Raw genomic sequence first — 24,416 nt, forward strand, 5'->3', positions numbered from 1 at the left:
ATAGTTAGTCTATTGAGTCAATATCGTCATCAGTATCTACTCCAGGAGGATTAAAAAGCCCCCATTGGTCTTTGATGTAGTTCCACTGGTCAAAGTCCCTTATCCATTGGATGAAAAGCAACCTGTATTCTTCAATGGCATCTCTAATCAAATTGAGATATGCCGTTTGGGCAAAGCCTAAGTTTTCAAGCGCGCTACAATGTGCCTGCAGGTCTCTGGCAGCTTTTCTTATCAATGCCGCGTTTTCCATGCGGAGATCGTACAAGTCGGCCGCCTCGGCACCTGCTACTTTTACGGTTAGCTGGGCAGCGTCTTCAAGCATGTATTCTCTGTAGCTAGCCAGCATAAGATTTTCTTCCGGAATAAGGTCAGTGATCTGTTCTGTTAGGTTGTAAATCTCTCTGCCTTTTTGATAGATTGTTAATTCCTCCGGGTTTATACCATGATCATCATCGTCATCGAACATCTGTAGGCTTAGTTGGTCCTTGATAGGCAAAAATATAGTTTCGGCACCAAAGGTGCTAACGAAGAGTAGGTTTTATAATGAGGTGGACCTATCTTTAAACAATGGTAACGGTAGAATATTTAGTAAATAAGCTGCAGCTTGAACCTCACCCGGAAGGTGGATATTTTAAAGAAACATATAGGGCGGATTTGAAATCTGATTTCAATGGCTTTGAAGGTGAGAGAAATGTGAGCACAGGGATATATTTTCTGTTAGAGCAGCTTGATTTTTCGGCTTTTCATAAGATACAATCTGATGAGATGTGGCATTTCTACGACGGGGATACTATGGAGGTGCACATGATTTTTGATGATGGAACTCATAAAGTGGTAAAGCTAGGCCGGGATTTGGAGAAAGGTGAGCTTTTACAGTTTGTAGTACCTGCCGGTGTATGGTTTGGATCTCGGGTAGCAAAAGGAGGTGATTTTAGTCTGGTGGGCTGTACTGTGGCTCCTGGTTTTGATTTTAAAGATTTTGAAATGCCGACCGCAGAAGTGTTGCTTGAGAGGTTTCCTAAGCAAAAAGGAATTATTGAGGAGATGACTAGAAAATGAAAAAGGTGAGTGGCTAAGTCACCTTTTGGCTGCGTTTAAGCTATTTGCATTTCTTCAATTTTAATGAAGTTGATCAATGACTTATTAATGTTATCCATTTCGTTATAATATGAGGCATGAGCAGCGTTATCATAAACGATATATTCAGCACTTTCTAAAAGCTTAGTGGCCTGGTCTGCAGTAGCTTTAATAGGCACAGTTTGGTCTTTCTCGCCATGAATAACCAGGGCAGGAACGTTTATCTTTTGAATTTCTTCTCTAAAATCTGTTTCTCCCCAGGTATGAACTGAGGCAGTGGTGGCTTTCAATGAAGCTTTCAGAGCCATTTCTACCGTCCAGTCTATAACAGGTTGGCTCACTTCTAAACCTTGGTTTACACCATAAAACTCTGGAAAAAAGTCTTTGTAGAAGCTCTTGCTATCGTCTTCTATCTGTTCTATAATATGGTTGAGCGTTTTTTGAGGTACTCCTTCAGGGTTGCTTTCTGTTTTAAGCATGAATGGAGCAATAGAACTCAATAGTACGATTTTGCTCACTCGTTCTTCACCATAGTTGGTTAAATACCTTATTACTTCACCGCCTCCCATAGAGAAGCCTACTAAAATAACATCATGCAGGTCTAGAGAGGTAATTACTGCGTTCAGGTCGGCTGCCAGGGTATCATAATCATATCCTGTTTCAGGTTTGTCAGACATACCGAATCCTCTTCGGTCATAAGCAATGCATCGAAGATTATGCTGCTTGAGGGCGTCCATTTGGAATTTCCACATGTTCAGGTTAAGTGGCCATCCATGGATAAATACTACAGGCTGTCCTTTGCCTTGATCTTCATAGTAGAGGTTGACGTAGTCATCGTCAGTTTTTGATTTGATGTAATCCATGTTTTTAGTTTAAGTTAAGTGTATGTTTAGAACCCTTAAAATATTTGGATTGTTCTGAGGTTCTCTTATAATTTAAAATTATGTAATGAATTTTGGTAATTCTTCGAAACATTATTTCTGAATTTCTGTAAAGAATAATGTTATGATTCATATTTGGATGCCATTATTACTAGGGGCAATCTTATTTGCCATTAACCTGTATCTCTACATCAGGTGCAGGGAGCTAATGAGCAAAGGCAAGCGGACAGATGCCACTGTGAATGATTTCGTTTTTAAGAATGATCTTTATTATCCCATAGTTCACTATACTACCGAGGATGATGAGATGTATTTGAAGAGGTTATCTGGCGGCACCAATCCTCCAAAGTATAAAAGAGGTGACAAGATTCCGATTATTTATCAACCGCATGATCCTGAAAACTTTATAATTGATGATCCGGCCAGTACAGTGAGAATGTATACTATCGGCATGGTAGCCGGGTTAGCTCTCACAGTAGTTTGCGGCCTGGAATGGATCGGTTACATCAATGTCTTTCCTATTTAATTTCGATGAGATATTTTAAGTTCTTGGTGATTAAGTGAAAGAATATTGCCAATTTGGTTATCAGTATTGGATGCGCATTTTATAACATTAAAAACCAACCCGCAAAATGGAAATGACAACTGAAACAATTCCGGCGCAATTTCAAATTCAAAATCTATTACATCAAAATACCTATTTGGTAAACGGTGAGCTAAAGCCATGGACAGGCAAAAGCACAGAAGTTTATTCCTCTATCCGAACAGAAAATGGAGAGGGTGTTTTAGCTCCCACCTTATTAGGTACAATTCCTTATATGACTGAGGATGGTGCTATTGAAGCTCTGGAGTCTGCCTGTGATGCTTATGGTAAAGGGCAAGGAGAATGGCCCACTATGAAGGTAACAGACCGTGTTCGCTGTATGGAGAAGTTCGTAGAGCAGATGAAACTGAAAAGAGATGAGGTGGTGAAATTATTGATGTGGGAGATCGGTAAAAGTCTGCCAGATTCAGAAAAGGAATTTGACCGTACCGTAGAGTACATTTATGACACCATAGAAGATTATAAGCAGCTGGATAGAGACAGTGCCAAGTTTCACAAAAATCAAGGTGTTTATGCTCATATCAGACGGGGGCCATTAGGAGTGGTATTGTGCTTAGGGCCATATAATTACCCGCTCAATGAAACTTTTGCTTTGCTCATTCCTGCCATCATGATGGGCAATACGGCTATTTTCAAACCAGCAAAGCATGGAGTGCTTCTTATTTCACCATTATTAGAGGCTTTTAGGTCTAGCTTTCCCAAAGGTGTGGTGAATATAATTTATGGAAGAGGTAGAGAAGTGGCAGCCCCAATTATGAAAACAGGCAGAGTGGATGTGCTGGCATTAATCGGTAACAGTAAATCTGCTATCGCGCTTCAAGATCAGCATCCTCATAAGAATAGGTTAAGATTAGTCCTTGGCCTGGAGGCTAAAAACCCGGCCATTGTACTGCCTGATGCCGATCTGGATTTGGCTATAGATGAATGCATTGCAGGAACATTGTCTTTCAACGGACAGAGGTGTACCGCTCTTAAGATTGTATATGTGCATGAAGATATAGTAGATGAGTTCAACGAAAGATTTTCCAAAAGAGTTGATGCATTAAAATTTGGTAATCCCTGGGATGATGGTGTGAAGCTTACACCACTTCCTGAACCTGATAAACCAGCATATATTCAGCGACTTATAGACGATGCCACCGCTAAAGGAGCTCAAGTAATCAATAAGAAAGGAGGGGAGACTACTGATAATTATATCTTTCCAGCAGTTTTATATCCAGTTTCTAAGGATATGAGGGTTTACGAAGAAGAACAGTTTGGACCAGTGGTGCCGGTACTGTCTTTCAAAACCATAGATGAACCGCTAAATGATATGGCAGACTCTAACTATGGGCAACAGGTCAGCTTGTTTGGTCATGATGTGAAAACCATCGGACCATTGATAGATACCCTGGTAAACCTGGTATGTAGAGTGAACCTGAATAGTTCTTGTCAGAGAGGACCAGATGTTTATCCGTTTACTGGAAGGAAAGATTCAGCGGTTAGTACACTAAGTGTGCATGATGCTTTGAGATCATTCTCCATAAGAACTTTCGTGGCATCTAAGGATAATGACTATAATAATGAGCTTTTAAACAAGCTTATGGATAGTAAGGCTTCTAATTTTGTTAGTACAGATTACATTTTGTAACTGTAATATAAATAATTGGAAAAGCCCTTCAATTTCAAATTGAAGGGCTTTTCTATTTGTCTATTTCTTAAACATCAATAGGTTCGTCTACTCGGGCTAGCACCAGTACTTTGCTGTTAGTGCTGATATGTTCATATGGCTGTTCATCCAACCCTATCACTTTAAACATTTCCACCAAAAGTCCATTTCTCATAATCTTTAAATATATCTGGTTATTGTTTTCAATAACATGAACTACGGTAGGGCTAAGGTAATATGATCGATCAGTTTTATCACAGTTAGAAAGGTCTGACCAGATGAATTTGGAATTGGTCACCATTCTCCATTCCACAAATTGACAACAACCGGTTTCTGGATAGAAGTTTTTAGCCAACTGACGTATTCTTACCGTATCACTCTTATAATATGAACTGTCATCATTGCAGCTGATATAAACAGACCGGCTAGATATGTGGCTGATATTTTTATTTACAAATTGCTTTACCTTACTCAGTTTTTCATAGTTCAGTGAGCTTGAAGATTCGCTGTCCGGAACTCTCGCTAATCCTGCAGAGTTATTGGAGGCTAAAAAGATCTCGTCTTCTGGAGCCTGACCATAGGTTACAAGGGCAGTGAGAAGAAATGTGGTTAGTATAATTATTGATTTCATGGTGTTCTGATGTTGGTCAATAATTAAAATTCAAATTTTTTGCCAGCCGCCTGAAGGCTTAAAAACGCCGTTTTAGAGGTTTAAAGTGTGAATCAAAATCCACAAAAGTTAATTTTTTGAGTATTTAAGGCCTTTTCCAACTTTTGGTGACAAAGTGGAGTCATATCTATAAATACCAAAGCCATGAAAACATACCTAGCCTATATTATTTGCTTCCTGCTGTTCGCACTTTCATCCTGCGAGAAAGAAGAACAAGCTACCTCTGAGGACTGTGTTTATTACGCCTATGTTCGAGATTTCACAACGCTGGATAATTGCGGATTTTTGTTCGAGCTGGAAAATGGGTCCTATATTCAGGGCGTTTGGAGGTGGGGCTTTTGCGGTACTCCACCTTTGCCTGAGGGTGCTTTAGAGGATCCACTTTGGGGATTTCAATATGAAGATGGAGCCAGGTTGAAAATCGGTTTTACTTATACCAATGATTATTCCTCCAGTTGTATGAAAGGTCGTACGGCTATTATTACTTGCATTGAAAATATTGATCAGCAGCCTGCTGAGGATGAGAAATAACTTAGGGCTTGAATTTTTGCTCAAAATCCGTTTTATAACTTCTTCCAATCGGTAATTCCTGATTAGAAAGGATGACTGATTTGGATTTAACCGTACTTATTTTTTCGAGATTGATCACATAGGATTTGTGAATTCTTAGAAAAGAGGCAGGCAGTAATTCCTCCATTTTTTTCATAGTAAGCCTGGCCACCAGAGGCTTATTATTAGATTCGAAGTGGATTTTAAGATAATCAGCAAGACCCTCTACATATGTAATGTCATCTAAAGCTACCTTATGAATGCTGTAGTCCGCTTTAATGAAGAGGTGGGTAGATGCTTTTTGCTGCTTTTGGTATTCATGATATTCAACAGCTTTATGAATGGCGGCAAGAAATCTTTCTTTTGAGAATGGTTTCAGTAGATAATCAATAGCGCTGAGATTGAAGCCTTCTACTGCATATTCACTATAAGCGGTGGTGAATATTACCATGACATTTTCATCCAGATTTTTATAGAAATCAATACCAGAAATAGAAGGCATATTGATATCTAAAAATAATAGATCTACCTCATTATCAGTGAGAAAGGCTTTTGCTGCACTGGTTTTTGTGAATGTTTCTAATAGCTGAACCTCGTCAGTGGCATCGCAATAGCTCCTTATTATCTCCAGAGGTAGCGGTTCATCATCTATGGCTATGGCTTTGATCATATGAGCTTCAGCTGTAGGTGTGTTTTATAAACATCTGTAGATTCACTAATGGCCAGAGAATATTGGCCAGGATATAGAAGAGCCAATCTTTTCTTGGTGTTTTCAATACCCTGATGGCTCTCTTCGTAATCATGCAGCATAGTTCTTACTTTGTCATTTACTACTGTAAGCAAAAGCTCTTGCTCTAAAATCTTTATTTCGATCTGTATGGTAGAAGGTACATCCGGATTAACACCGTGCTTAAAAGCGTTCTCTATAAATGGCATTAGAGTTAAAGGTGCTATGCGTTTTTGTAATAAATTCCCATCTACAGTATAAATGAGATTTACCGTGTCGTTGATTCTGATCTTCTGTAATTCAATATAGTCATTGATATAATCTATCTCTTTCTGCAATGGAACGAAGGTGTCTGCGGTTTCAGTAACTACATAGCGCATCATTCCGGACAGTTTTAGCAGGCTTTGAGCTGTGGAGTCTGCCTGGTCTTTTACAGCCAGAGCATAAATGTTATTGAGTGTGTTGAATAGGAAATGTGGATTGATTTGTGCCTTGAGGCTTCCTAACTGTGCCGAGTGCTGAGCGGCCTCTGTCTGTAATAGTCTACGGCTGGTTTTTAGAAGTACAGAGAATAAAATCACTGAAATGAAAAGAAAAATCTGGTGACTCATTACCATAAAGAAGTTTCCTCGAGGCTGGGGTGGCCCAGGAAAAGGCCTGCTGGGTGGGTTTTGAATAGTTTCTGGCAAATGTGGTAAAAGGCCTGTGAACCAGCTAGGTACAAAGCAAATAATGGCAAAACTGATAATTACGAATGAGGCATAGGTGACATACTTCTTCTCAAAATAGAATTGAGGTATGAAGTAATAATAATTCAAATAGAATATTACCAGCATCAATAAGTTAGATACAAAATCCCTGATGGAGGGGATAGTTATAGCCATATGATGCTGCTCTGGTGGTTTAGGATAGAGTAGCAAGGGGATAATTAAAAATGCTATTATGCCCACCACATGCCATCCGTACTTCTTCCAAAATGAGTTCAATTCTATCTAATTTATAATTCAGCAATTAAAATAACACCATTGTGAGACAAGGCTTCAAATTCTAATTTACTAACATCCGTTAAAGAAAGCACATCTCTGGTTTCAAGTAATCGTTCTTGAACCTCGAAAACACCTTGAACTATAAAAATTAAGAGATCAGATGGTTCTGAAAAGTTAATATCATCCTCTTGTCTTCCTTCGAATTCACCAATGTGCAGCTTTCCTTTCTTAAATGGGATTACTCGAAGATTATTATGTCCAAGTTTAAAATTAACAATGCTATGGCCAGGTGCACATATGGTCTTTAGTTCTATAAACAGAAAGTTGATGGCATTTTCCTGGTAAGAGTTTTCAATACGTAACTCCTGAGCTTCCTTAAAGCATAGATTGAGAATTTGCTCTACCTGTATTTCCAGATCCTGTTGGTTGAAGCGGCATTTGAGTTGCCCCACCAAAGGTATTATAACTACAGACGATTTAGCTTTTATCTCAAAAACTTGAGTTTTACCAGGATAGATAATCAGGTCGTGCCATTTCTCAATATCTTTAAATGAACGAGAATGCAGATTATTATTAGGGTCAAAAGTATGGAAACTGGTGCCTGATGTAAGTTCATTTACACCTCTTGAAGAAGATAGGTGTAAATGAACTTGGCTGTTATCAATGGTTTTCATTTTACAAAGGTTAAGGTGTAACAACTATAGAGTGCGATAGAGTGAATCCATCTGATACTGATCCACTTATAGAGGAGAGTTCTGTAGCAACACCATCTGAGAATACATTGTCATGTCCATTATAAGTATAGCCACTCATGCCTTTAGTGTATCCATTTTCAGAGCTGGCATTTACTGTTACCACGGCGCTATCATCTCCTTCTGGAAAGGCTATTTGAGTTACTAATAATGATTTTCCGGTGCTGTTATAGATATGCACATGAATATGAGTAGACCTACCACTATACCAACCTGGAAATATAGAGGTAAAGGCTACCATGCCATTGCTGTTAGATATTTGTCTGCCTCTTAGAAAATGCACGGATGAATAATTGGTGTTCTGCATCTGAGTGCCGCCATATTCAGAATAGTTGCCATCCTTATCACAATGCCAGATATCTACAATGGCACCTTCCAGAGGGGCACAGCTGTTGCTGCTGTCTAAAATGGTGATGTTGACCTCCATATCTATTCCAGTTCGGTCACCACGAATGTCAATTCTTTCCAAAGACGCGGGGTCTTTAGTAGGGAAGGGGCCAGCCGTTTCGGAGGCTGTGGTAGAGCATGAGTCCGCAGAAGTATTGTCTTCAGCTGTAGGATCGCCGCCATTGCTGCTGTTGTCACCACCAGTGCTACCTGGTGATGGATCGTCCTGACTCTTGCACCTGCTAAGAATGGGAAGTACCAAACCTGCCATTCCAAGGCTTCTTAAAAATTCTTTCCTTTGCATGTTAATAGTTTTTTTCGTTATTGGGGTGTTAACGCATCTTGTTCAAGGAAAGTGGCCATCTAAAGGCTAATTGCGATGAACGGCATAAGTTTGTCGATTAATGAAAATTATAGCTAGCTCAAAGCACTGTTTTAAGATCATAATTGTTAACGATAAATGAAATCAGGTATTCTCATAGGACTTATAATGTTCTCTATTAATTATATGGGATTAGCTCAGAAGAGGAGTGATGAACATTATGAAAAGGGATTTGAGGCTTATCAACAACAGCATTATCGTGAGGCTGTAGATCACTTTAGTAGGGTAATAGCCATGAGTCCTGATCACTTTGATGCCTACCTATATCGCGCTCACTCACGGGTGCAGATGGATGATTATCAAGGTGCATTCACTGATTTTAGAATTTATCTGGGAGCCTTTCCAGAGGATATTCAAGCCATGTTTTCATACAGTGTGGTCTGTTACCAACTAAAAAGATATACAGAAGCCGAGGAAGGATTTTTAAACGTGAGAGACATGCCGAGAGGGGAAACCACCATGGTGTTTTTCAGAGCTCCGGCCTCTGGTTCTGGTGTAAATAAGGTGTTAACGGCTCAGGGCACTGATTTATCATACCTTTATAACTATTTGGGGCTGACTTATCATGGTTTGAAGCAGTATGACAAGGCTATCGCCTACTATGACTCGGCTTTACGAAATCATCCGCAAGATGCAGATGTTCTGGTAAATAAGGCGCTCAGTTATAGCGACAAAGGAAATGATAAAAAGGCCATTGAAATTATTCAGCGTGCGCTAGAGTTCTCTACCGATCATAGCCTTGGTAAGTACAATTTGGCCATTTTAAAGGAAAGATCTGGTGATTTTAAGGAAACAGAAACATACTTTTCTGAATCTATTAAAGATAACCCACAAAGTCCGTACGGTTATAGGCAGAGAGGGTATAGGCGACTTATGAATAACCAATTTGATAAGGCCGTACAGGATTTTACCATGGCTATAAAACTAAAGCCAGAAGATGCAGAGTCATGGATGAACAGGGCCATTGCTTATGATAAAATGGGCAAGTACGAAAAGGCTTATGAAGACTATTCTCAAACTATAGAGTTGGAGCCTTCTTATGCAAAAGCTTATTTAAACCGAGGTAATCTCTCTCTAAAATTAAAGCAGTATACCGATGCTATTAATGATTACAATGTTGCCATTATTTATGATCATGAATATGGTGTTGCTTTTTATCAAAGGGGTGTAGCCTATCACGGTTTGGGGCAAGATGCACAGGCTTGTCTGGATTTGGAAAAAGCCATTGCTTTAAAGACAGAGGCAGCGGTAAGAGCCAAGGAGAAGATTTGTGGTAAGAAGGAGTAGAGAGCACAATTTTTTCAACCTTGTTTTTGTAGCCACCTTTATTAAATTGCATTGAATCAGTAGTTTAACAATGGTCAATTTTAAAAACCTCTTTCACTATATCAGCTATTTACAATATCCGTGCATGTTAGCCAGCCTCTGGTTTATCATACAACCATATATGCTACTGGCAGACCATAAAGAATTGTTTCTTGATTCGCTCTTATCAAATGCCAATATAACCCTTATGCTTATGGGAGTAGGTGTTAGTTTTGCTTCCTTGCAGGATACTTCAAAAACTCAAAATAAGCTATCGTTAAGAATATATCAGAACCCCAGAAAGAGTAAGCTTTTTTTGATCCTTGTAATAGTATTGATTTTCATCTTTTTGATCGCAGGTCTCATTGGTTTTTTTAGTTCTTCAGAGCGCGCCATTAGCGAACTTTCTATAGGTTCAATTGTGCTGGCCATAGGCATGATGGGTATGCTAAAGGCTGTGGTTGAAATGGCGGAGCATCATAGTATGGAGTGATGACTGTTGAACCGCTCATCTAATCATTTCATAGTTAATAATAGTTAAATTTTTTTATAAAAAATTAATAACATTTCCACTTAAGTTATGTTTGATATTTAAATAATTTAACAAACCTAAATCTTAAGTCATGAATTGTTTTTACAAATTACTTGTGCTGCTACTTGTAGTATCAGCTCAATTATGTATGGCGCAAAATACTGCCAAGTTAGCGCAGTATAATGGTACAACTCGCGCATATTTAGAATACCTGCCGCCTGATTATACAGCTAATGGTGATAAGGTGCCGGCCATCATTTTCTTGCATGGCCATGGTGAGCGTGGAAATATTAATAATACTAACACGGTAATGAACATTGCTAATGTGAATTATAATACACCACCTAGCTTAGTCCAGAATGGAAATGATATGTGCTTTGATGTAGATGGAGAAACTATATGTTTTGCTGTTTTCTCCCCGCAAGAATCTGATAATTACCACAGTTGGGTAGATAAAAATCAAAATCGTAATTCTGTACAACCATTTGTGCAGTTTGTGCTGGATAATTACAATGTAGACCCTGACAGGATTTATCTTACCGGATTTAGTATGGGGGCTGCTGGTGCTTATGAAGCTGCTTTATCTACAGATAATGAGCCTAATTTGTACGCTGCTGTGGCGCCTGTGGCTGGAAAGGCATTTTATAGTGATGTATGTAGAATACCTGATGCAGGGATTTCAGTGTGGGCATTTCATGGTGAAAATGATAATACTGAGAATAGCTTCTATTGGGGTAAGAGAACAATTGATAAGTTATTGGCCTGTGAAGGAGATCTTGATGTAGTGTGGACTCCATACCCTGGCGTTGACCACGTGGGTGCTTGCACAAGGGCCTACAGAGGAGATCATTCTTTGCACAATCCGAACTTATATGAATGGTTTGGTACTAAAGTGCGTGGTGAAGTTGACAGTGTTTATACTCCTCTTGCCCCAGATCAGTTAGCTATTACAAATGTTTCATATGCTCAGGTGGCATTGTCATGGTCTGATAATTCTGACAATGAAAGTGGTTTTCAAATAGAAAGATCAGTAGGAAATAACAGTAGTTACAGTCTTCTCACCTCTACAGCGAGTGGTGTCGAAAGTTATGTAGATACCAATGTAGCCCCTGAGACTACTTACTTTTATAGAATTAGAAGTTATAATACAGCGGGTAATTCTGCCTACAGCACAGAGGTCAGCGTAACCACGGATGCCGTAAATGCTAATTCTACCATAACATGGACAGATGTAGTTGGGCTCACCGTAGAGCTGAATAATGATCTGAGTAAAGGATCTGAATATCAGACCAGTGCTGGTGCCGCTTCTGAAGAAGTCTTAGGAGCAGGTGATGATGGCTGGTTTCAAATAGAAGTTGGAGAAACAGGTTATGGAAGATGGATTGGCTTGTCTGAGGTTAATACAGATCCTACGGGAGGTTCAATTGATTACTGTATTTACATTTCTAATTATGAGCCTAAAATCTTCATTTACGAAGATGGGGTTTCAAAAGGATATAAAGGGGTGTACGCTGAAGGTGATATATTTAGAGTAGAAAGAATAGCAGATACCATTTATTATAAACAAAATGGAAACCTGTTATATAAGTCTTTAACGCCATCATCAACTGACCTTCTGGTAGACGTTCATATTGCTCATAAATTTGGTAAAATTCATAATCCAGCTATCTCTTTTGGTAATGGAGGAGGCAGCCCGGCCCAGACTGTAATTATTGATAATAATGATCCGGGAGTTACTACCAGTGGTGTATGGACTGCAAGTACGGCCGGTTCAACAGATAGGTATGGAGCCGACTATTTTCATGATGGGAATGCCGGTAAAGGCACCAAGTCGATATCTTATAGTGCTAGTCTAACCCCTGGAACATATGAAGTTTATGGTTGGTGGTTTGCCTTTACAAATAGAGCTACTAACGTACCATTTGATATAGTTCATGGTTCAGGTACTTCGACAGTATATATGAACCAGCAGAATAATAATGCTCAATGGGTATCACTAGGAGTCTATACTTTTAACAGCACCGGTGAAGTAATTATTAGAAATGATAATACATCAGGTTATGTGGTAGCTGATGCCATAAAGTTTGTGCCACAAGCCGGCAGTACGAGCAGGTTGGCCAATGGACTTTCTCCCAAAGATTCTGAGAATCAGGCAGTATTATATCCTAATCCTGTGAACTCAAAGTTGAACCTTTCATTAGGACAACATATTGAAGGAGCTGTTAATATTAAGATAATGGATCTGACAGGCCGCATAGAATGGCAAAATGATTATAATGGATCTAATAAGTTAGAGTTGGATTTGTCTGAAATGAAGATTTCGAATGGAGTGAAAATTATTAGCGTCACTCATGAAGGAGAGGAGATACTTGTGAGTAGACTTAAAATTGAAAGATAATACATTTAGGCAGTCAGGAGATTATTCCTGATTGTCTTTATTTTTTTATCAGATCAATTTTTCTTAAAATGGCTTTTCTTTCAACCCCCATGTTAACCTTCTGCAATGCATCCAGATAATAATTAATAGCCAATTCTGCTCGGTCTTGTTTTTCATATAATAAAGCAAGTGCACATAAATAAGAAGGATTCTCCTTAAGCTCTTTCAACGATAATAAGATGTTTAATGCCTTTGAAGTATCTCCCATAAAATGCAATGCAATACAATAGTTTAGTGATATGAAAGGAGATGAGTGCAGCTCAAGTAGTTTTTGGTACAGGTGCACAATACCCGGCCAGTTGGTGGCTTCAAAGCTTGCTGATGTGGTGTGCAGTGATGCTATTGCTGCTTCATAATGATATTTTGACCATTCTTCAGCTAATTGAGACTGGTTGAAATATTTTATTCCCAAACTGATCAATTCCTTATCCCACAGGCTCCTATCTTGATCTTTTAGCTCTATTATTTCACCTAAAGGAGTTAAACGAGCCTTAAATCTGGCAATGTTGAAGATCATGAGTGAGAAAAGAGCCATGGTATCTTTTGTAGCTATATCTTCATGCTCAAGCAGCAGCTGGGTAAGTCGGATAGCTTGTTGGCAAAGGTCTTGTCTTATCAGATCATCCCCCTCAGAGGCCTTATATCCTTCATTGAATATGAGATAGAGTACTTGATGCACTATTTTAAGTCTGGCTTTAGATTGCAACCTGAACGGTACTTTAAGTTGCATTTCTTTGTCTTTTATCAGCTTTCGTGTGCGAACCAGATTCTTCTTTACAGCTTCTACCTTCATGCCCAAAGAGGTAGCAATTTCTTTCTCTTTAAGGCTAGCTAATACTTTCAAGGTGAGTATGATCTGAGATTTTGGAGGAAAGTCCGGATGGCAGCTGGCAAATAGCATTCTGAGCTCATTATCTCGAATTTCCTGTGGTGCAAAGAGCTCCTCTGGTAAGGTTATTCTATCAATGATGGCCTCATTGCTGCTCTTGTTAAGCTTACTAATTTCATTAAGCCCCTTGTTTTTACAAACTTTAAATAGCCACGCCTCGGGGTGATCGGGTATGCCACCTTTACTCCAACTTTTAAAAGCTGAGACAAAAGTATCTTGTACTATGTCTTCTGCCAGTTCCAGGTTGGTGAGCCTGAAATAGGCAGCCAGAGTTACTACCATTTTGCTAAAGTGGCTTTTATACAATTGGTCTATAACTCTGGCCACTTCCATTAGTATTTCATTATTGGTCTAACTTCCAGAGCACCATTGCTTTGAAATACCGGACATGTTTTGCTTAGCTCCACCGCTGCCTCCAGGCTCTCTGCCTGCACCAGAATGTAGCCTGTAATTACTTCTTTAGATTCTATAAATGGTCCATCACTCTCTATACTGTCTTTGGTCATATATTTGCCATAATTATCCAGCGGATCACCGCCAAGGCATTGAGAGCCCAGGCTTTCTACCCATTGTGTATAGGCCTCTATTTCTTGCTGCATTTGTTCTTCAGTAAGCTGGTTAGCTTCAGCGATATTTTCTCTGATAAGGAGTAGGAAGTTGTCCATGTTTTTAAACTTAAGTTAGAAATTAATTTTAGTCTATAGACAATAATTGATTGAAGTTGAGGACAAAAAACATTATATTAATTAAATAATCACACCCTGATAACTCCCAATTTATGAATAAAAGCGAGATTGAGTTAGTGAGAAAGAGTTATAGAAACTGGTCAGATGATCCCAAAATGATTCTCACCTTTTATGATCAGCTACTTAGCTCCGCCCCGGAACTAGCCCCCATGTTTACTAACACTGATATGGAAAAGCATAATCAGCTCTTACGTAAAGTTATCAATACCCTGATAGAGCATGTAGAAGGTGATAAGGAAGCAACAGTCTGGCTTAAAGAGCTGAGACAAATGCACACCAGAGGCCTTGAGATACAGGCTGAATATTTTCCTTTATGGAAAAACTCAATGCTATTTGCAATAGCAGCACATGATGAAGACTGGGAGAAAAAAGTGAACATAGCCTGGAATCATCTTTTTGATGAGGGTATTAAATTTATGGTGAGGTAACAAGCTTTTGGGTATGATATTGATCAGACTTTAGGTTGACCAACCTCCTTCAAATACGCTGCTTTTTACTCTAGCTTTCCGTTCTTAATTTTTATAAAAATTTAAAAAGTGGAACTTAAAACTGACGAGGAAAAAGTGAAACAGGTTCATGATAGCTATGGACGCTGTTTGAGGAATGGTAATCTGGTAGAAACTTTCTACAATTTGTTTATCAGTAGCAGTAATGAAGTGGCGAAGAAGTTTGCTAACACTGATTTTGAAAAGCAGCAAAAGCTGTTAAGACATGGTCTAAACCTAATGATCATGTATGCGGATGGTAATATTGTGGGTAAATCTGGCCTTTCCAGGATACAGCAAACTCATAATCGCCATCAATTAGATATAAACCCTAAATTTTACCCCATTTGGAAACGAAACCTGATAAAGGCTGTGAAGCAGCATGATCCTGATTTTAATGCTGAAATTCAAACTTCCTGGGAGCAGGTGTTGGATCGTGGCATCGAATATATTTCAAAAGGGTATTAAATAGATCTGATGAGCTCATCTATCAATTAGATGGGCTCATCAATCAATTCAAATCATTCAAGTATCAATTCTCCCATATTATAAGGACGTGTTATAGTTATCTTAAGGTGACCTTAAGCCTACATGCCCTTCCGTTACCTCTATATTGTTTGTTTGTTGGTATTTATTACCAATTATTCCTACGCGCAGGATCTTTCAAGTATTGGTGAGGCTCAGCCCTTTAGTTATTCCGGTAATATCAGTAGCAGATTAGTTTTTTATAATGCTTCAGGTATACAAAGCCGACGAGATCCTTTCGGGTATGTATTCAGTGGAGGTCTCAATATCAGTATTTATGAGCTCACGCTACCTTTTACCTTTTCTTATAGTAATCAAGGCACATCTTATGGGCAGCCTTTTAATCAATTTGGCGTAAGCCCTACCTATAAATGGGCTACCGCTCATTTGGGCTACAGAAATATTACTCATAGCTCTATGACATTGGCTGGTCACCAGATGTTAGGTGCGGGTTTTGATTTGAATCCGGATAAACTGAGAGTGTCATTTATGGCGGGAAGGCTAAGGCGCGCGGTTCAGTTCAGACCATTGAGAGATAGCCTTTCTCTGGATACCTTGCTTCAAATACAAGATATACCCATAGCCGAAGATCCTGTCTATAAACGCACCGGATGGAGTGCCAAAGTAGGTTATGGAGATAATAATGGCTTTATCGATCTGATTCTATTTAAAGGAAAGGATGATGCCAGCTCTATTCAGGATGATTCAATAAAGCAGCTTTTTAGACCGGCAGAGAATGCTATCATAGGTTTAAATGCTCAAAAAACTTTCTTCAATAAGCTTACGCTAAGTCTTGAAACCGCTCTCAGTGCCTATACACGTGATAGCGAATCTTTGGTGGAAGGAGAGGACTCTGTAGGCGGGTATAAATTGATTAAACCTTTTATACGGGAAAATGCCACTACATATTATTACAAGGCCATTAAGGCAGCTTTAAATTATAGTGGTAGAGCTTTTAATGTGAGGGCAAACTATGAAAAAATAGATCCGGATTATAAGTCAATGGGGGCCTATTTCTTTACCAATGACAGGGAAATGATAAACGTAACTCCCAATTTTTACTTGCTTAAGAATAAGGTCATTCTCACCAGCGGTATTTCATATCAGAGAGATAACCTGGCCGATAAAAAGCAGTACACTACTAAGCGCTTTATTCCGAGATTAAATATGTCCTACAATCCAAGTGCTCAATTGGGCTTTGATTTAGGCTATCAAAACATGAGGTCAACTCAGGAATCAGGAACTATTGAGCTTACTGATAGTACCAGGATGGCCATGAGCAACCCTGGTTTTACAGCTGGTTTACGCTACAATATCATGGATAGCCTTCGGGTGCACAATTTTATGCTTATGCTCAACAAGTTTAAGCTCAATGATGATAATGTAGTTACTCAGCCATTTAGCGAGTATTCGGCCACCATTTTAAATTTCAACTATAACTTTCTTTTGGTTAAAAAGGAATTGAACCTGAACGTTTCATTAACCACTAATACGCTAACTATCTACACCGGCAAATCCAACTCATTTGGCTTCTCTTTGGGTGCAGGTAAAGGATTTAAGGAAGGAAAGGTTAACACAAACTTTTCCTGGAGTTCCAATTTTTCTGATTACGGAGACTCACACAGTGCCACCTTAGGGGCAGGTATTCAGGCCAGTAAACAGATGACGCTCTCTTTAAATCTAAATTATCTGAAATCCGAACAGGCCACCTTAAGTTACAATGAGTTTACAGGCTTTTTTGAGTGTAGATACACCTTCCCTAAACCTAAAAAACAATGAAACCATTTTTGAAAAATATATGCTTGATAATCTTGCTGTTGGCTCCATTTTTTGCACATGCACAGGAAACGGTAAGTATAAATGTGCAGGTTCTTCCTCCATATGGATCAGGGTTTAATAATTTTGGTAGTAAGGTCATTGTTACACTGAGGAATAACGCTACGTTTCCTATGAATGTGGCGCTGGATGGTCAACTTCAATCTTCCGGGTTAAATATTGATCTCAATCCTTCTTCTGCGGTTTATACCTTAAATGCTCTGCAGGTTCTGCAGGTTACGGGTGCTCAGCTGCAGCCTTATTTTAATGAGATGAATGTAGAGGTAAAAGGTATTACCAAAGATGAACTCTACAGAGGTGATGGTTTGCCTTCAGGAAATTATGATCTGTGCCTAAATGTAATTGAAGCGAATACCGGTGCTGTTCTGGTGAGTAATCCGGGTTGTTTTCCTTTTACTATACTGCAGGAGGCTGGCGAGAACAGTGTGAACCTCACCACCCAGGTTATACCACCTTATTCTACTTATCTAGATGATTATATTAATCAAAATAAGTTGCTGGTTATCCTTCAAAATAAATCCAGAACCCAATCAGAAGATCTAAGACTCATAGGCAGTATTGAGGGTAACAACGGAGTGAGACTGACCATTCCTAATGACTTTATACCTACAGCACCCATCAGATTGGGGCCAGCGCAGACTCTCACTATTACCTCTGCATTTTTAAGGGAATATTTTGATGAAAACACGCTTCGCCTGACCGGTATTGATCGGGAAGGCCTTTATAGGGGAAATGGTTTACCAGAAGGAAGCTATCAGGTTTGCCTGCAGGCGGTAGATTATGAAACGGGAGAGGCCAGGTCTCCGGGCAGTCCCGCTGGCTGTAGTTTTATTGATATCAGGCAATATGAGCCCCCCATGATTATCCAGCCAGTTTGCGATGCTGAAGTGCCCGCGGTTAAACCTCAAAACCTGCTTTTTTCATGGAGTATACCGGCAGGAGTAAGGCCAAATGAAGTTGAGTACATTTTGAAGATAGTTGAGATGTATCCGCAGAATATAAATCCCAATCAGGCAGTGCAAGCTGCTAATGTGCCTCCCTTATTTGAGAAAGTGGTACCTACTAATGCCTACATCTATTCTCTGGCAGACCCACGGTTAGAAGAGGGTAAGCGCTATGCTTTTAGGGTCACAGCTGTTGGCAAAAACTCAAGAAGGAGAAAATCACAGGCTAATTTCCGTAATAACGGTCATAGCGAAGTATGCACCTTTGTTTATGGTAAGAAGAATGTAGTGAATGATTACGTTGCACCTGTTAGTTCACCGCCAAATGGTATTAGCATTAATCCCAAAGGAGTGCTTGTGGCTGGTCCACCATCCACATCTCCGCCGCCTGCAGATAATGATGATGATGCCTGTCTTTCTGGCTGCAGCATTTCGGCCCCAACCAATACCAGTACCAAAGAAATAGCCCCTGGACAGGTAGTTCAAGCAGGCAAATTTAGCATGACAGTAGTTAGCGGAAACAGTGCCCACGGTACAGGAACCATCCCATTGGCGTTTATGAATACGGTAATCAACGTTAGCTGGAACAATATTCAGGTAAATACTGATAATCAGATGTTTGGAGCTGGAAGTAAAATTACTGCAGATATGGACTTGGCAGCGTTGCAGAACAATGCGGTTGTGAATGCACCCATTGATAACCCTAATCTACCTGACGTTTCCGCATTAATGGATATGGTGCAAAGCCCTAGTAGAAGGTATAGCATGTTTTCTCCTGGAAATACCTCTTCTATAGGTCTTCCGCTGGCATATGATAATGGAAACTTTGATTTGATTATTCTTGGAATCATATTCACATCTACAGAAGCACAGTTAAATACAATAGCCGCTGTAGAAATGCTCAGCAGCAGCCAGGCTAATGATTTTTTAACTTTATCTTCTACTTCATGTATCAGGCCTAATGGTTTCGGCCCCAATAATCAGCTCAAGCTACAAATGACTAAGGAGGTGCCCTTCGCTCAGCATGCCTCTATGCAGTTACAAGCCAACACCACTATGGCGGAGTTTTCATGTGCTGGAATAGAGCAGATTACACTAAATGGTAAAATGGTTTTTGATCGTGATTTGGTATTGCCGGTAAACAATTCGGGCAGTGTAATTTCTGGTTCAGAAACGGTAGAAGCTAGCTTTGAGATAGCTGTCACCGATGTTAATAACTGGACCTTTGACCTCACAGCGCTCAATCACCCATTCACTATTCCAGAGTTAGTAGGGATGAAGTTCACTGCCTCGGACATTACTATTGATCAGTCAGATACACAAACACCTAATGGAATGGGTCAGCCTGCTAGCTGGAGAGGTATCTTTATTGGTGAAATCAATATGCAGTTTCCTGACGGGGTATTTAAAAAGAATGGTACACCTCTGAGTATTTCGGTTCAAAATTTTTCTCTTGGTAATAATGGTTTCTCAGGAGAGGTGGACGCCGGTGAAGTGTTGATGAGTATGTCGGAAGGGAAGGTAGGGAGTTGGCCTTTATCCTTAGATGAATTCTCGCTTCAGATCAGTAATAGTTCAATAGCAGGTAGTAATATAAGTGGTAGCCTTAAGCTGCCTATAGCTTCAAATGAATTGAGTTATAATGCCATCTTACTTGCCTCGGAAAACGAATCTCAAACGGTTGATTTTCAGTTTAATGTGCAGCAATCTAATCAGCTCAATGTAGATATGTGGTTTGCTCAGGTGGAGCTGGAAGAAACATCTACCATTGGTATACAAAAAGTTGGTAACACTTACCGGCCTACAGCCGATCTTACGGGTTCAATTTCTTTGGGTTGGGATAATAATAGCGACCCGGATACTAACAATAGTGTTTCAAATTTCAGCCTGCCATCTTTGAATTTTGAGCATTTTACGATAACTGATAATGGTAATAATTTACCTGAAATAAATATAGGAGCTATTGAAAATGCTAATGGTAACGGGGTTGATCTTCAGCTTTCGGTGTTCAGTGCTCATAGTACTACGCCCACTTTTCAAAAGCAAGGTGATTTAATTGGCCTAAGTTTTAATCTGAACCTTGAGCTTATCAATATGGCGAATAGCCTTAATGGGAGTACGGCTTTTACGATTTTTGCTAAGTATACTAACAACAAGTTTGAATACAAAAAGACACAGCTTAACCATATCTCACTTGATGGAGATATAGGTGTGGCTCGTCTGGACGGTTCGATAGACATCTATCAGGATGATGCTAAATATGGTAATGGCTTCAGGGGCGAGATTGAGGTGGTGATCAATGCGTTGGGCGGAGCAGGAATAGATGCTGTACTTCAGGTAGGTAAAGTAGATGGTTTTAGATATTGGTATTTTGATATTATGGCCAACCTGGGGACAGCAGGGTTTAATATTCCGGGAACCATGGCGTCTATCTATGGCATAGGTGGTGGAGCTTACGGTAATATGGCAAGGGATCAGACAGAGGCACAAACAGTTCAGAATCTCAATGCTGTATCTGCATATGATACCTCTCCGGGAGCTAATAAAGATGGGTTGAACTATGTTCCTGATCAGGGAACTTTTGGTTTCAGTGCCGCAGTGGCATTCGGGCTTACCGGGGCCAAGTCTGCATTTAATGGAGATTTAAAGTTCACTATGGAGTTAAAATCTAATGGTGCTGTCAATCATGTGATATTAGAGGGTAATGGTTACGTAATGCAAGATATCACTGATAGAAGCTCTGGCTTGATTACGGGAGGAGTCTATGCTGAGATACAACCGCGTATTCCTAATGCGGCTGAAGGACAAAATGCTGCAGAAAATAGGCCAAACTTCAGGTTTATTGCCGAAATGTCTCTGGATATTGCTTCCGGGCTCATAACCGGTGGTGCTACTTTAGATCTATGGTTTTCTCCACAGGAATGGTGGCTCAAGTTGGGTGAGTGGACTAATGAGGACAAGCCATGGCTAGATGAGAGCCGCAGTCACATAGCGATAGATCTTAAAATAGTAAAGACCGAGTTTCATTCCTACTTTATGATGGGGTCCAATATCCCGGATATGCCAAAAATGCCGTTGAAGGTAAGGAATATATTCGCTGATAAGAAAGAATCTCTTAACCCCTCACCACGCATTGGCTTGCTTTCTACCAATGACCCCGAGGCTGTTCCTGCCAGCCCTGGAATGGCTTTTGGCGCAGGCTCTCATTTTTATGCTGATATAGATTACCTGATTTTCTACGCAGATATTGAGTTCATTAAAGGCTTTGATATTCTTCTTAAAAAATTACCTGCTGGTGCATGTGGGCCAGGGGCTGGTGTGAATGGCTGGTATGCTAAGGGGCAAGCCTACTTTTATCTTTATTTTGATGTAGGCGTGCAACTTAACTTATGGGTTTGGAAGGGTAAGGCTAGCATTTTGGAAGCTGAGGCAGCTGCTACTATCCAGGCTGCGCTGCCTAATCCTACCTGGCTTAAAGGCCAGTTTGCTGTTAAAGGAGAGGTGCTTAACGGACTCTTTGACTTTAATACCAAGTTTAGATTTGAAATAGGAGAGAAATGCGAGGAGGGAAGCTCAAATCCTTTTGAGGAAATGCCTATTGTTTCAGATATCATGCCCAACAAAAATGAACAAGATGTAAGTGTTTATGTGGTGCCTGAGTTGGCTTTTAATTTTCCCAAAGGTAACTTCTCTTATGATGAAGAAGTGGATGGAGAGTTAGTCACAAAGACTTATAAATATATTTTCAAATCATTCGAATTAAAATATAAAGACCCTAATACTAATCAGACTGTAATTATTGATTTAAAGCCTCACATGAATTATCGACCTGATGATCAGTCTGCTACGTTCTATTACCCAGATATGGTGCTGCCTGAGCATACCATAGTGAATTACACTATCTATGTGCAGGGTTGGCAAGTAGCGCCTGGAGCAGATAAAAAAGTGCATGATGAATCACATACAGGAACTTTTAAAAGTGGCTCCTGGCCTAAGCATATTGCTAAAGAACAGTTGGTGCAGGGTGCTCCGCAATACAAGGAAAACTTCTTTAAAAAAGATGATCTGGAAAAAGGATATTTGAAGTTTAGAAACCCTCATAATCATTTTACAAATAAGGCATGGTGGTATGAAGAAGTTTTTAAGCTTGGTCAATACAAAGGGGCATCTTCTGGTAACTTTAAATTTTTTGCGAGATTCAAAGAGTTAAAAACAAATACCATCTTTGATAGAGTTTACACCATGGCTGATGGTGGAAAAAAGATGGAATTCAATGTGCCAGATGGACTTAAAAATAACGATATCTATCAGCTGGAGTTATATGTTAATTACTTGCCTCCTAATGCAGGTGGCCCGGTTACAAATACTAAAAGAACTTATCAGAATATACTGGTAGCTTCTGGTGAAGGCGCTGGTGGCGGTACTGGAAGTTTTGTATATTCAGGTATCTCACAGCAACAGGGCCAGTCGGTTAATAACATGCAGCTGAGTTCAGGCATGCAGGTAATGGCGGCCAACTATAATGCAGTTAATAGCTTTTCTTCAGCACCGAACTCTCCAGAGCCAGAGCCTCCCGCCCCAGGAGTGAATATTTCTCAATTAGTATGGGGAGGTAATGGGGGTGATGGTACTTACATCAAAAGGCAAAAGCAACAGTTAATTTCTAAAACTAAAGGAGATCAAGGGTTATTATGGCCATTATTTGATGATTTACCATGGTATTTCAAAACGAGTAGGTTTAATACATTGCAGGATAAGCTCAATAGTATAAAAACTGGCCCTGTGCTTACTCATGAATATGCAGACAATTTTGAAATGTTCAATAGCAGTGATTTTGTGCATGAGCATGCCTGGGATATTGATGGGAGTAAATATAGAGTGAGAACCAACGTGCCTGTAGTTCTTTTAGAAATAGAGGAAGCTTTTGAAAAACCATATGAAGTTGGCGGATATACAATAACCATTGCTAATAATCAGAATGAGACTATTGATGTGCCACCTCAAGTATCCATCATGAATACCTCCCCGTATGATGACTGGGTAGCTAATCATTTCTATGGCTCACCAGGAGACGCCTTTAAAAGACCAGATGATGATGACTGGGCTAAGCTGGAATATTATGATAATGAAGAAGGTATGTATGTAGATCATTATCAGACTCTTAATATTCCATATCCAGGCATATATTGGGAGAATTTTGAACCGGGGATTGATGGTACACCTTGGTTGCCAACCAGGTTGAGCTCATGTAAATATCTGGGTTCTAGAAATCTGCCTACTGTTTATCAAATGATGAGTAGCACACATAAGCCATTTCAGGAATTCTACCAAAGTATTACTCAAAACGGACCTATAGATTTTCAAAATAAGGAGATCTTCGGTTTTAAGACTACTTTGCTTGAAAATGATAAAATCAATAATGCATTACAGCAGGGTGGGGCACCATCTCCATCAAGCTCATCAATAACAAATCTTTATTTACAAGCTGTATCCATCTCTCCAGGAGTAATGGGAGCTACCTCTTTTAGCTCTAATGCTAAAAGATATATGGCTGTAATAGACTATACTGAATGGGTGACAATGAGAGATTATTACTTACTTCAGAAGTATATATATACCATGAATGAAGAGGAAGAAGGTGTGTTCTTTACTGAATGCCAATCTGGTAAATTGCTCTTGGATATTGAAAATGGTATTAATTGTTATTATCCTGGTATAAAAAACTATGTTAATAATATCATGCATTATTCTCCGAGACCTGGTGGATCTTATTCCATAAAACTGGGCAATGAAGATACCTCTAGAGAATACTTTTTTAGTATAGATCAACTTAATCCTGAGCACTAATGAAAAAGGCATATTTCATATTCTTATCACTCTTAAGCATAATATCATATGGACAGGAAGCAAAGCAGGACACCTTGTATGTGGCTACTCAAAGCTATGGAGATTCTGTAGTGGTGCGATGGGCTCCTGGAAGCACGCATTTGTGGAAGGTAGCTAATAAGGTAGGATATTACGTGGAGAGAAAAAAAAATTAGTGAAACTGACTAT

Annotated in this window: 21 protein-coding genes; 12 read left to right on the forward strand and 9 right to left on the reverse strand. The window is 39.6% G+C overall.

All coding sequences use genetic code 11. The annotated features are described in order from the left end of the window. Positions 1–4: 4 nt before the first annotated feature. Positions 5–496 carry a hypothetical protein gene (locus LVD16_RS12145; protein WP_233774212.1) on the reverse strand — a complete coding sequence of 164 codons (492 nt, stop codon included), beginning with the start codon at positions 494–496 and terminating at the stop codon, positions 5–7. A 71-nt stretch (positions 497–567) separates the two neighbouring features. On the opposite strand from LVD16_RS12145, the gene LVD16_RS12150 reads away from it, so the two are divergent. Then, positions 568–1,059 carry a cupin domain-containing protein gene (locus LVD16_RS12150; RefSeq protein ID WP_233774213.1) on the forward strand — a complete coding sequence of 164 codons (492 nt, stop codon included), beginning with the start codon at positions 568–570 and terminating at the stop codon, positions 1,057–1,059. 35 nt (positions 1,060–1,094) lie between these two features. Here LVD16_RS12150 and LVD16_RS12155 read toward each other — a convergent pair whose 3' ends face one another. After that, complete coding sequence (locus LVD16_RS12155) at positions 1,095–1,940, reverse strand: alpha/beta fold hydrolase (RefSeq protein ID WP_233774214.1); 846 nt, start codon at positions 1,938–1,940, stop codon at positions 1,095–1,097. 157 nt (positions 1,941–2,097) lie between these two features. Here LVD16_RS12155 and LVD16_RS12160 point away from each other — a divergent pair, with 157 nt between their 5' ends. Together LVD16_RS12160 and LVD16_RS12165 are read left to right on the forward strand one after the other, a co-directional pair. Then, positions 2,098–2,484, forward strand: coding sequence for a DUF3592 domain-containing protein (locus tag LVD16_RS12160; RefSeq protein ID WP_233774215.1), 387 nt, complete (start codon positions 2,098–2,100; stop codon positions 2,482–2,484). A gap of 112 nt (positions 2,485–2,596) precedes the next feature. Further along, a complete protein-coding gene (locus tag LVD16_RS12165; protein WP_370687643.1) occupies positions 2,597–4,192 on the forward strand; it encodes an NADP-dependent glyceraldehyde-3-phosphate dehydrogenase in 1,596 nt (531 codons plus the stop codon). Between the two features lie 67 nt (positions 4,193–4,259). On the opposite strand, the gene LVD16_RS12170 is transcribed toward LVD16_RS12165, so the two are convergent. Continuing rightward, positions 4,260–4,841: a hypothetical protein gene (locus LVD16_RS12170; RefSeq protein WP_233774217.1), complete on the reverse strand. Its 582-nt coding sequence runs from the start codon at positions 4,839–4,841 to the stop codon at positions 4,260–4,262. Positions 4,842–5,024: 183 nt separating this feature from the next. Here LVD16_RS12170 and LVD16_RS12175 point away from each other — a divergent pair, with 183 nt between their 5' ends. Next, positions 5,025–5,411, forward strand: coding sequence for a hypothetical protein (locus LVD16_RS12175; RefSeq protein ID WP_233774218.1), 387 nt, complete (start codon positions 5,025–5,027; stop codon positions 5,409–5,411). A 1-nt stretch (position 5,412) separates the two neighbouring features. Here LVD16_RS12175 and LVD16_RS12180 read toward each other — a convergent pair whose 3' ends face one another. From LVD16_RS12180 to LVD16_RS12195, 4 genes are read right to left on the reverse strand one after another with little or no spacing between them, the layout of a single operon-like run. Next, positions 5,413–6,099, reverse strand: a complete 687-nt coding sequence (locus tag LVD16_RS12180; RefSeq protein WP_233774219.1) for a LytR/AlgR family response regulator transcription factor — start codon at positions 6,097–6,099, stop codon at positions 5,413–5,415. Next, positions 6,096–7,142: a sensor histidine kinase gene (locus tag LVD16_RS12185; protein ID WP_233774220.1), complete on the reverse strand. Its 1,047-nt coding sequence runs from the start codon at positions 7,140–7,142 to the stop codon at positions 6,096–6,098. The genes LVD16_RS12180 and LVD16_RS12185 overlap by 4 nt, the downstream gene beginning before the upstream one ends. Positions 7,143–7,153: 11 nt before the next feature. Beyond that, positions 7,154–7,816: a hypothetical protein gene (locus tag LVD16_RS12190; RefSeq protein WP_233774221.1), complete on the reverse strand. Its 663-nt coding sequence runs from the start codon at positions 7,814–7,816 to the stop codon at positions 7,154–7,156. A gap of 10 nt (positions 7,817–7,826) precedes the next feature. Further along, positions 7,827–8,585 (reverse strand): dioxygenase family protein, encoded by a 759-nt coding sequence (locus LVD16_RS12195; RefSeq protein WP_233774222.1) that lies wholly within the window; start codon positions 8,583–8,585, stop codon positions 7,827–7,829. Between the two features lie 156 nt (positions 8,586–8,741). Here LVD16_RS12195 and LVD16_RS12200 point away from each other — a divergent pair, with 156 nt between their 5' ends. The 3 genes from LVD16_RS12200 to LVD16_RS12210 all read left to right on the forward strand — a co-directional run bounded on the left by LVD16_RS12200 (position 8,742) and on the right by LVD16_RS12210 (position 12,898). Continuing rightward, positions 8,742–9,950, forward strand: a complete 1,209-nt coding sequence (locus tag LVD16_RS12200) for a tetratricopeptide repeat protein (protein WP_233774223.1) — start codon at positions 8,742–8,744, stop codon at positions 9,948–9,950. Between the two features lie 160 nt (positions 9,951–10,110). Beyond that, complete coding sequence (locus tag LVD16_RS12205; protein ID WP_233774224.1) at positions 10,111–10,461, forward strand: hypothetical protein; 351 nt, start codon at positions 10,111–10,113, stop codon at positions 10,459–10,461. A gap of 130 nt (positions 10,462–10,591) precedes the next feature. Continuing rightward, a complete protein-coding gene (locus tag LVD16_RS12210; protein ID WP_233774225.1) occupies positions 10,592–12,898 on the forward strand; it encodes a golvesin C-terminal-like domain-containing protein in 2,307 nt (768 codons plus the stop codon). Positions 12,899–12,935: 37 nt separating this feature from the next. Here LVD16_RS12210 and LVD16_RS12215 read toward each other — a convergent pair whose 3' ends face one another. Both LVD16_RS12215 and LVD16_RS12220 read right to left on the reverse strand, forming a co-directional pair. Then, positions 12,936–14,159 (reverse strand): RNA polymerase sigma factor, encoded by a 1,224-nt coding sequence (locus LVD16_RS12215; RefSeq protein ID WP_233774226.1) that lies wholly within the window; start codon positions 14,157–14,159, stop codon positions 12,936–12,938. Further along, on the reverse strand, positions 14,159–14,491 hold the full coding sequence (locus LVD16_RS12220) for a YciI family protein (RefSeq protein ID WP_233774227.1): 333 nt from the start codon (positions 14,489–14,491) through the stop codon (positions 14,159–14,161). The genes LVD16_RS12215 and LVD16_RS12220 overlap by 1 nt, the downstream gene beginning before the upstream one ends. Before the next feature lie 113 nt (positions 14,492–14,604). Here LVD16_RS12220 and LVD16_RS12225 point away from each other — a divergent pair, with 113 nt between their 5' ends. The 5 genes from LVD16_RS12225 to LVD16_RS12245 all read left to right on the forward strand — a co-directional run bounded on the left by LVD16_RS12225 (position 14,605) and on the right by LVD16_RS12245 (position 24,403). Beyond that, the gene (locus LVD16_RS12225; RefSeq protein WP_233774228.1) at positions 14,605–15,000 is read left to right on the forward strand and encodes a globin domain-containing protein; all 396 of its coding nucleotides are present in this window, start codon (positions 14,605–14,607) and stop codon (positions 14,998–15,000) included. A gap of 108 nt (positions 15,001–15,108) precedes the next feature. Further along, positions 15,109–15,525: a globin domain-containing protein gene (locus tag LVD16_RS12230; RefSeq protein WP_233774229.1), complete on the forward strand. Its 417-nt coding sequence runs from the start codon at positions 15,109–15,111 to the stop codon at positions 15,523–15,525. Positions 15,526–15,648: 123 nt separating this feature from the next. Beyond that, positions 15,649–17,361 carry a hypothetical protein gene (locus tag LVD16_RS12235; protein WP_233774230.1) on the forward strand — a complete coding sequence of 571 codons (1,713 nt, stop codon included), beginning with the start codon at positions 15,649–15,651 and terminating at the stop codon, positions 17,359–17,361. Continuing rightward, positions 17,358–24,209, forward strand: a complete 6,852-nt coding sequence (locus LVD16_RS12240) for a hypothetical protein (protein ID WP_233774231.1) — start codon at positions 17,358–17,360, stop codon at positions 24,207–24,209. Before LVD16_RS12235 ends, LVD16_RS12240 begins: the two co-directional genes overlap by 4 nt. Beyond that, positions 24,209–24,403, forward strand: coding sequence for a hypothetical protein (locus tag LVD16_RS12245; RefSeq protein WP_233774232.1), 195 nt, complete (start codon positions 24,209–24,211; stop codon positions 24,401–24,403). The genes LVD16_RS12240 and LVD16_RS12245 overlap by 1 nt, the downstream gene beginning before the upstream one ends. The last annotated feature ends 13 nt before the right edge of the window (positions 24,404–24,416 follow it).

Origin of the sequence: Fulvivirga ligni, from assembly GCF_021389935.1 — a bacterium.
Lineage (GTDB): Bacteria > Bacteroidota > Bacteroidia > Cytophagales > Cyclobacteriaceae > Fulvivirga > Fulvivirga ligni.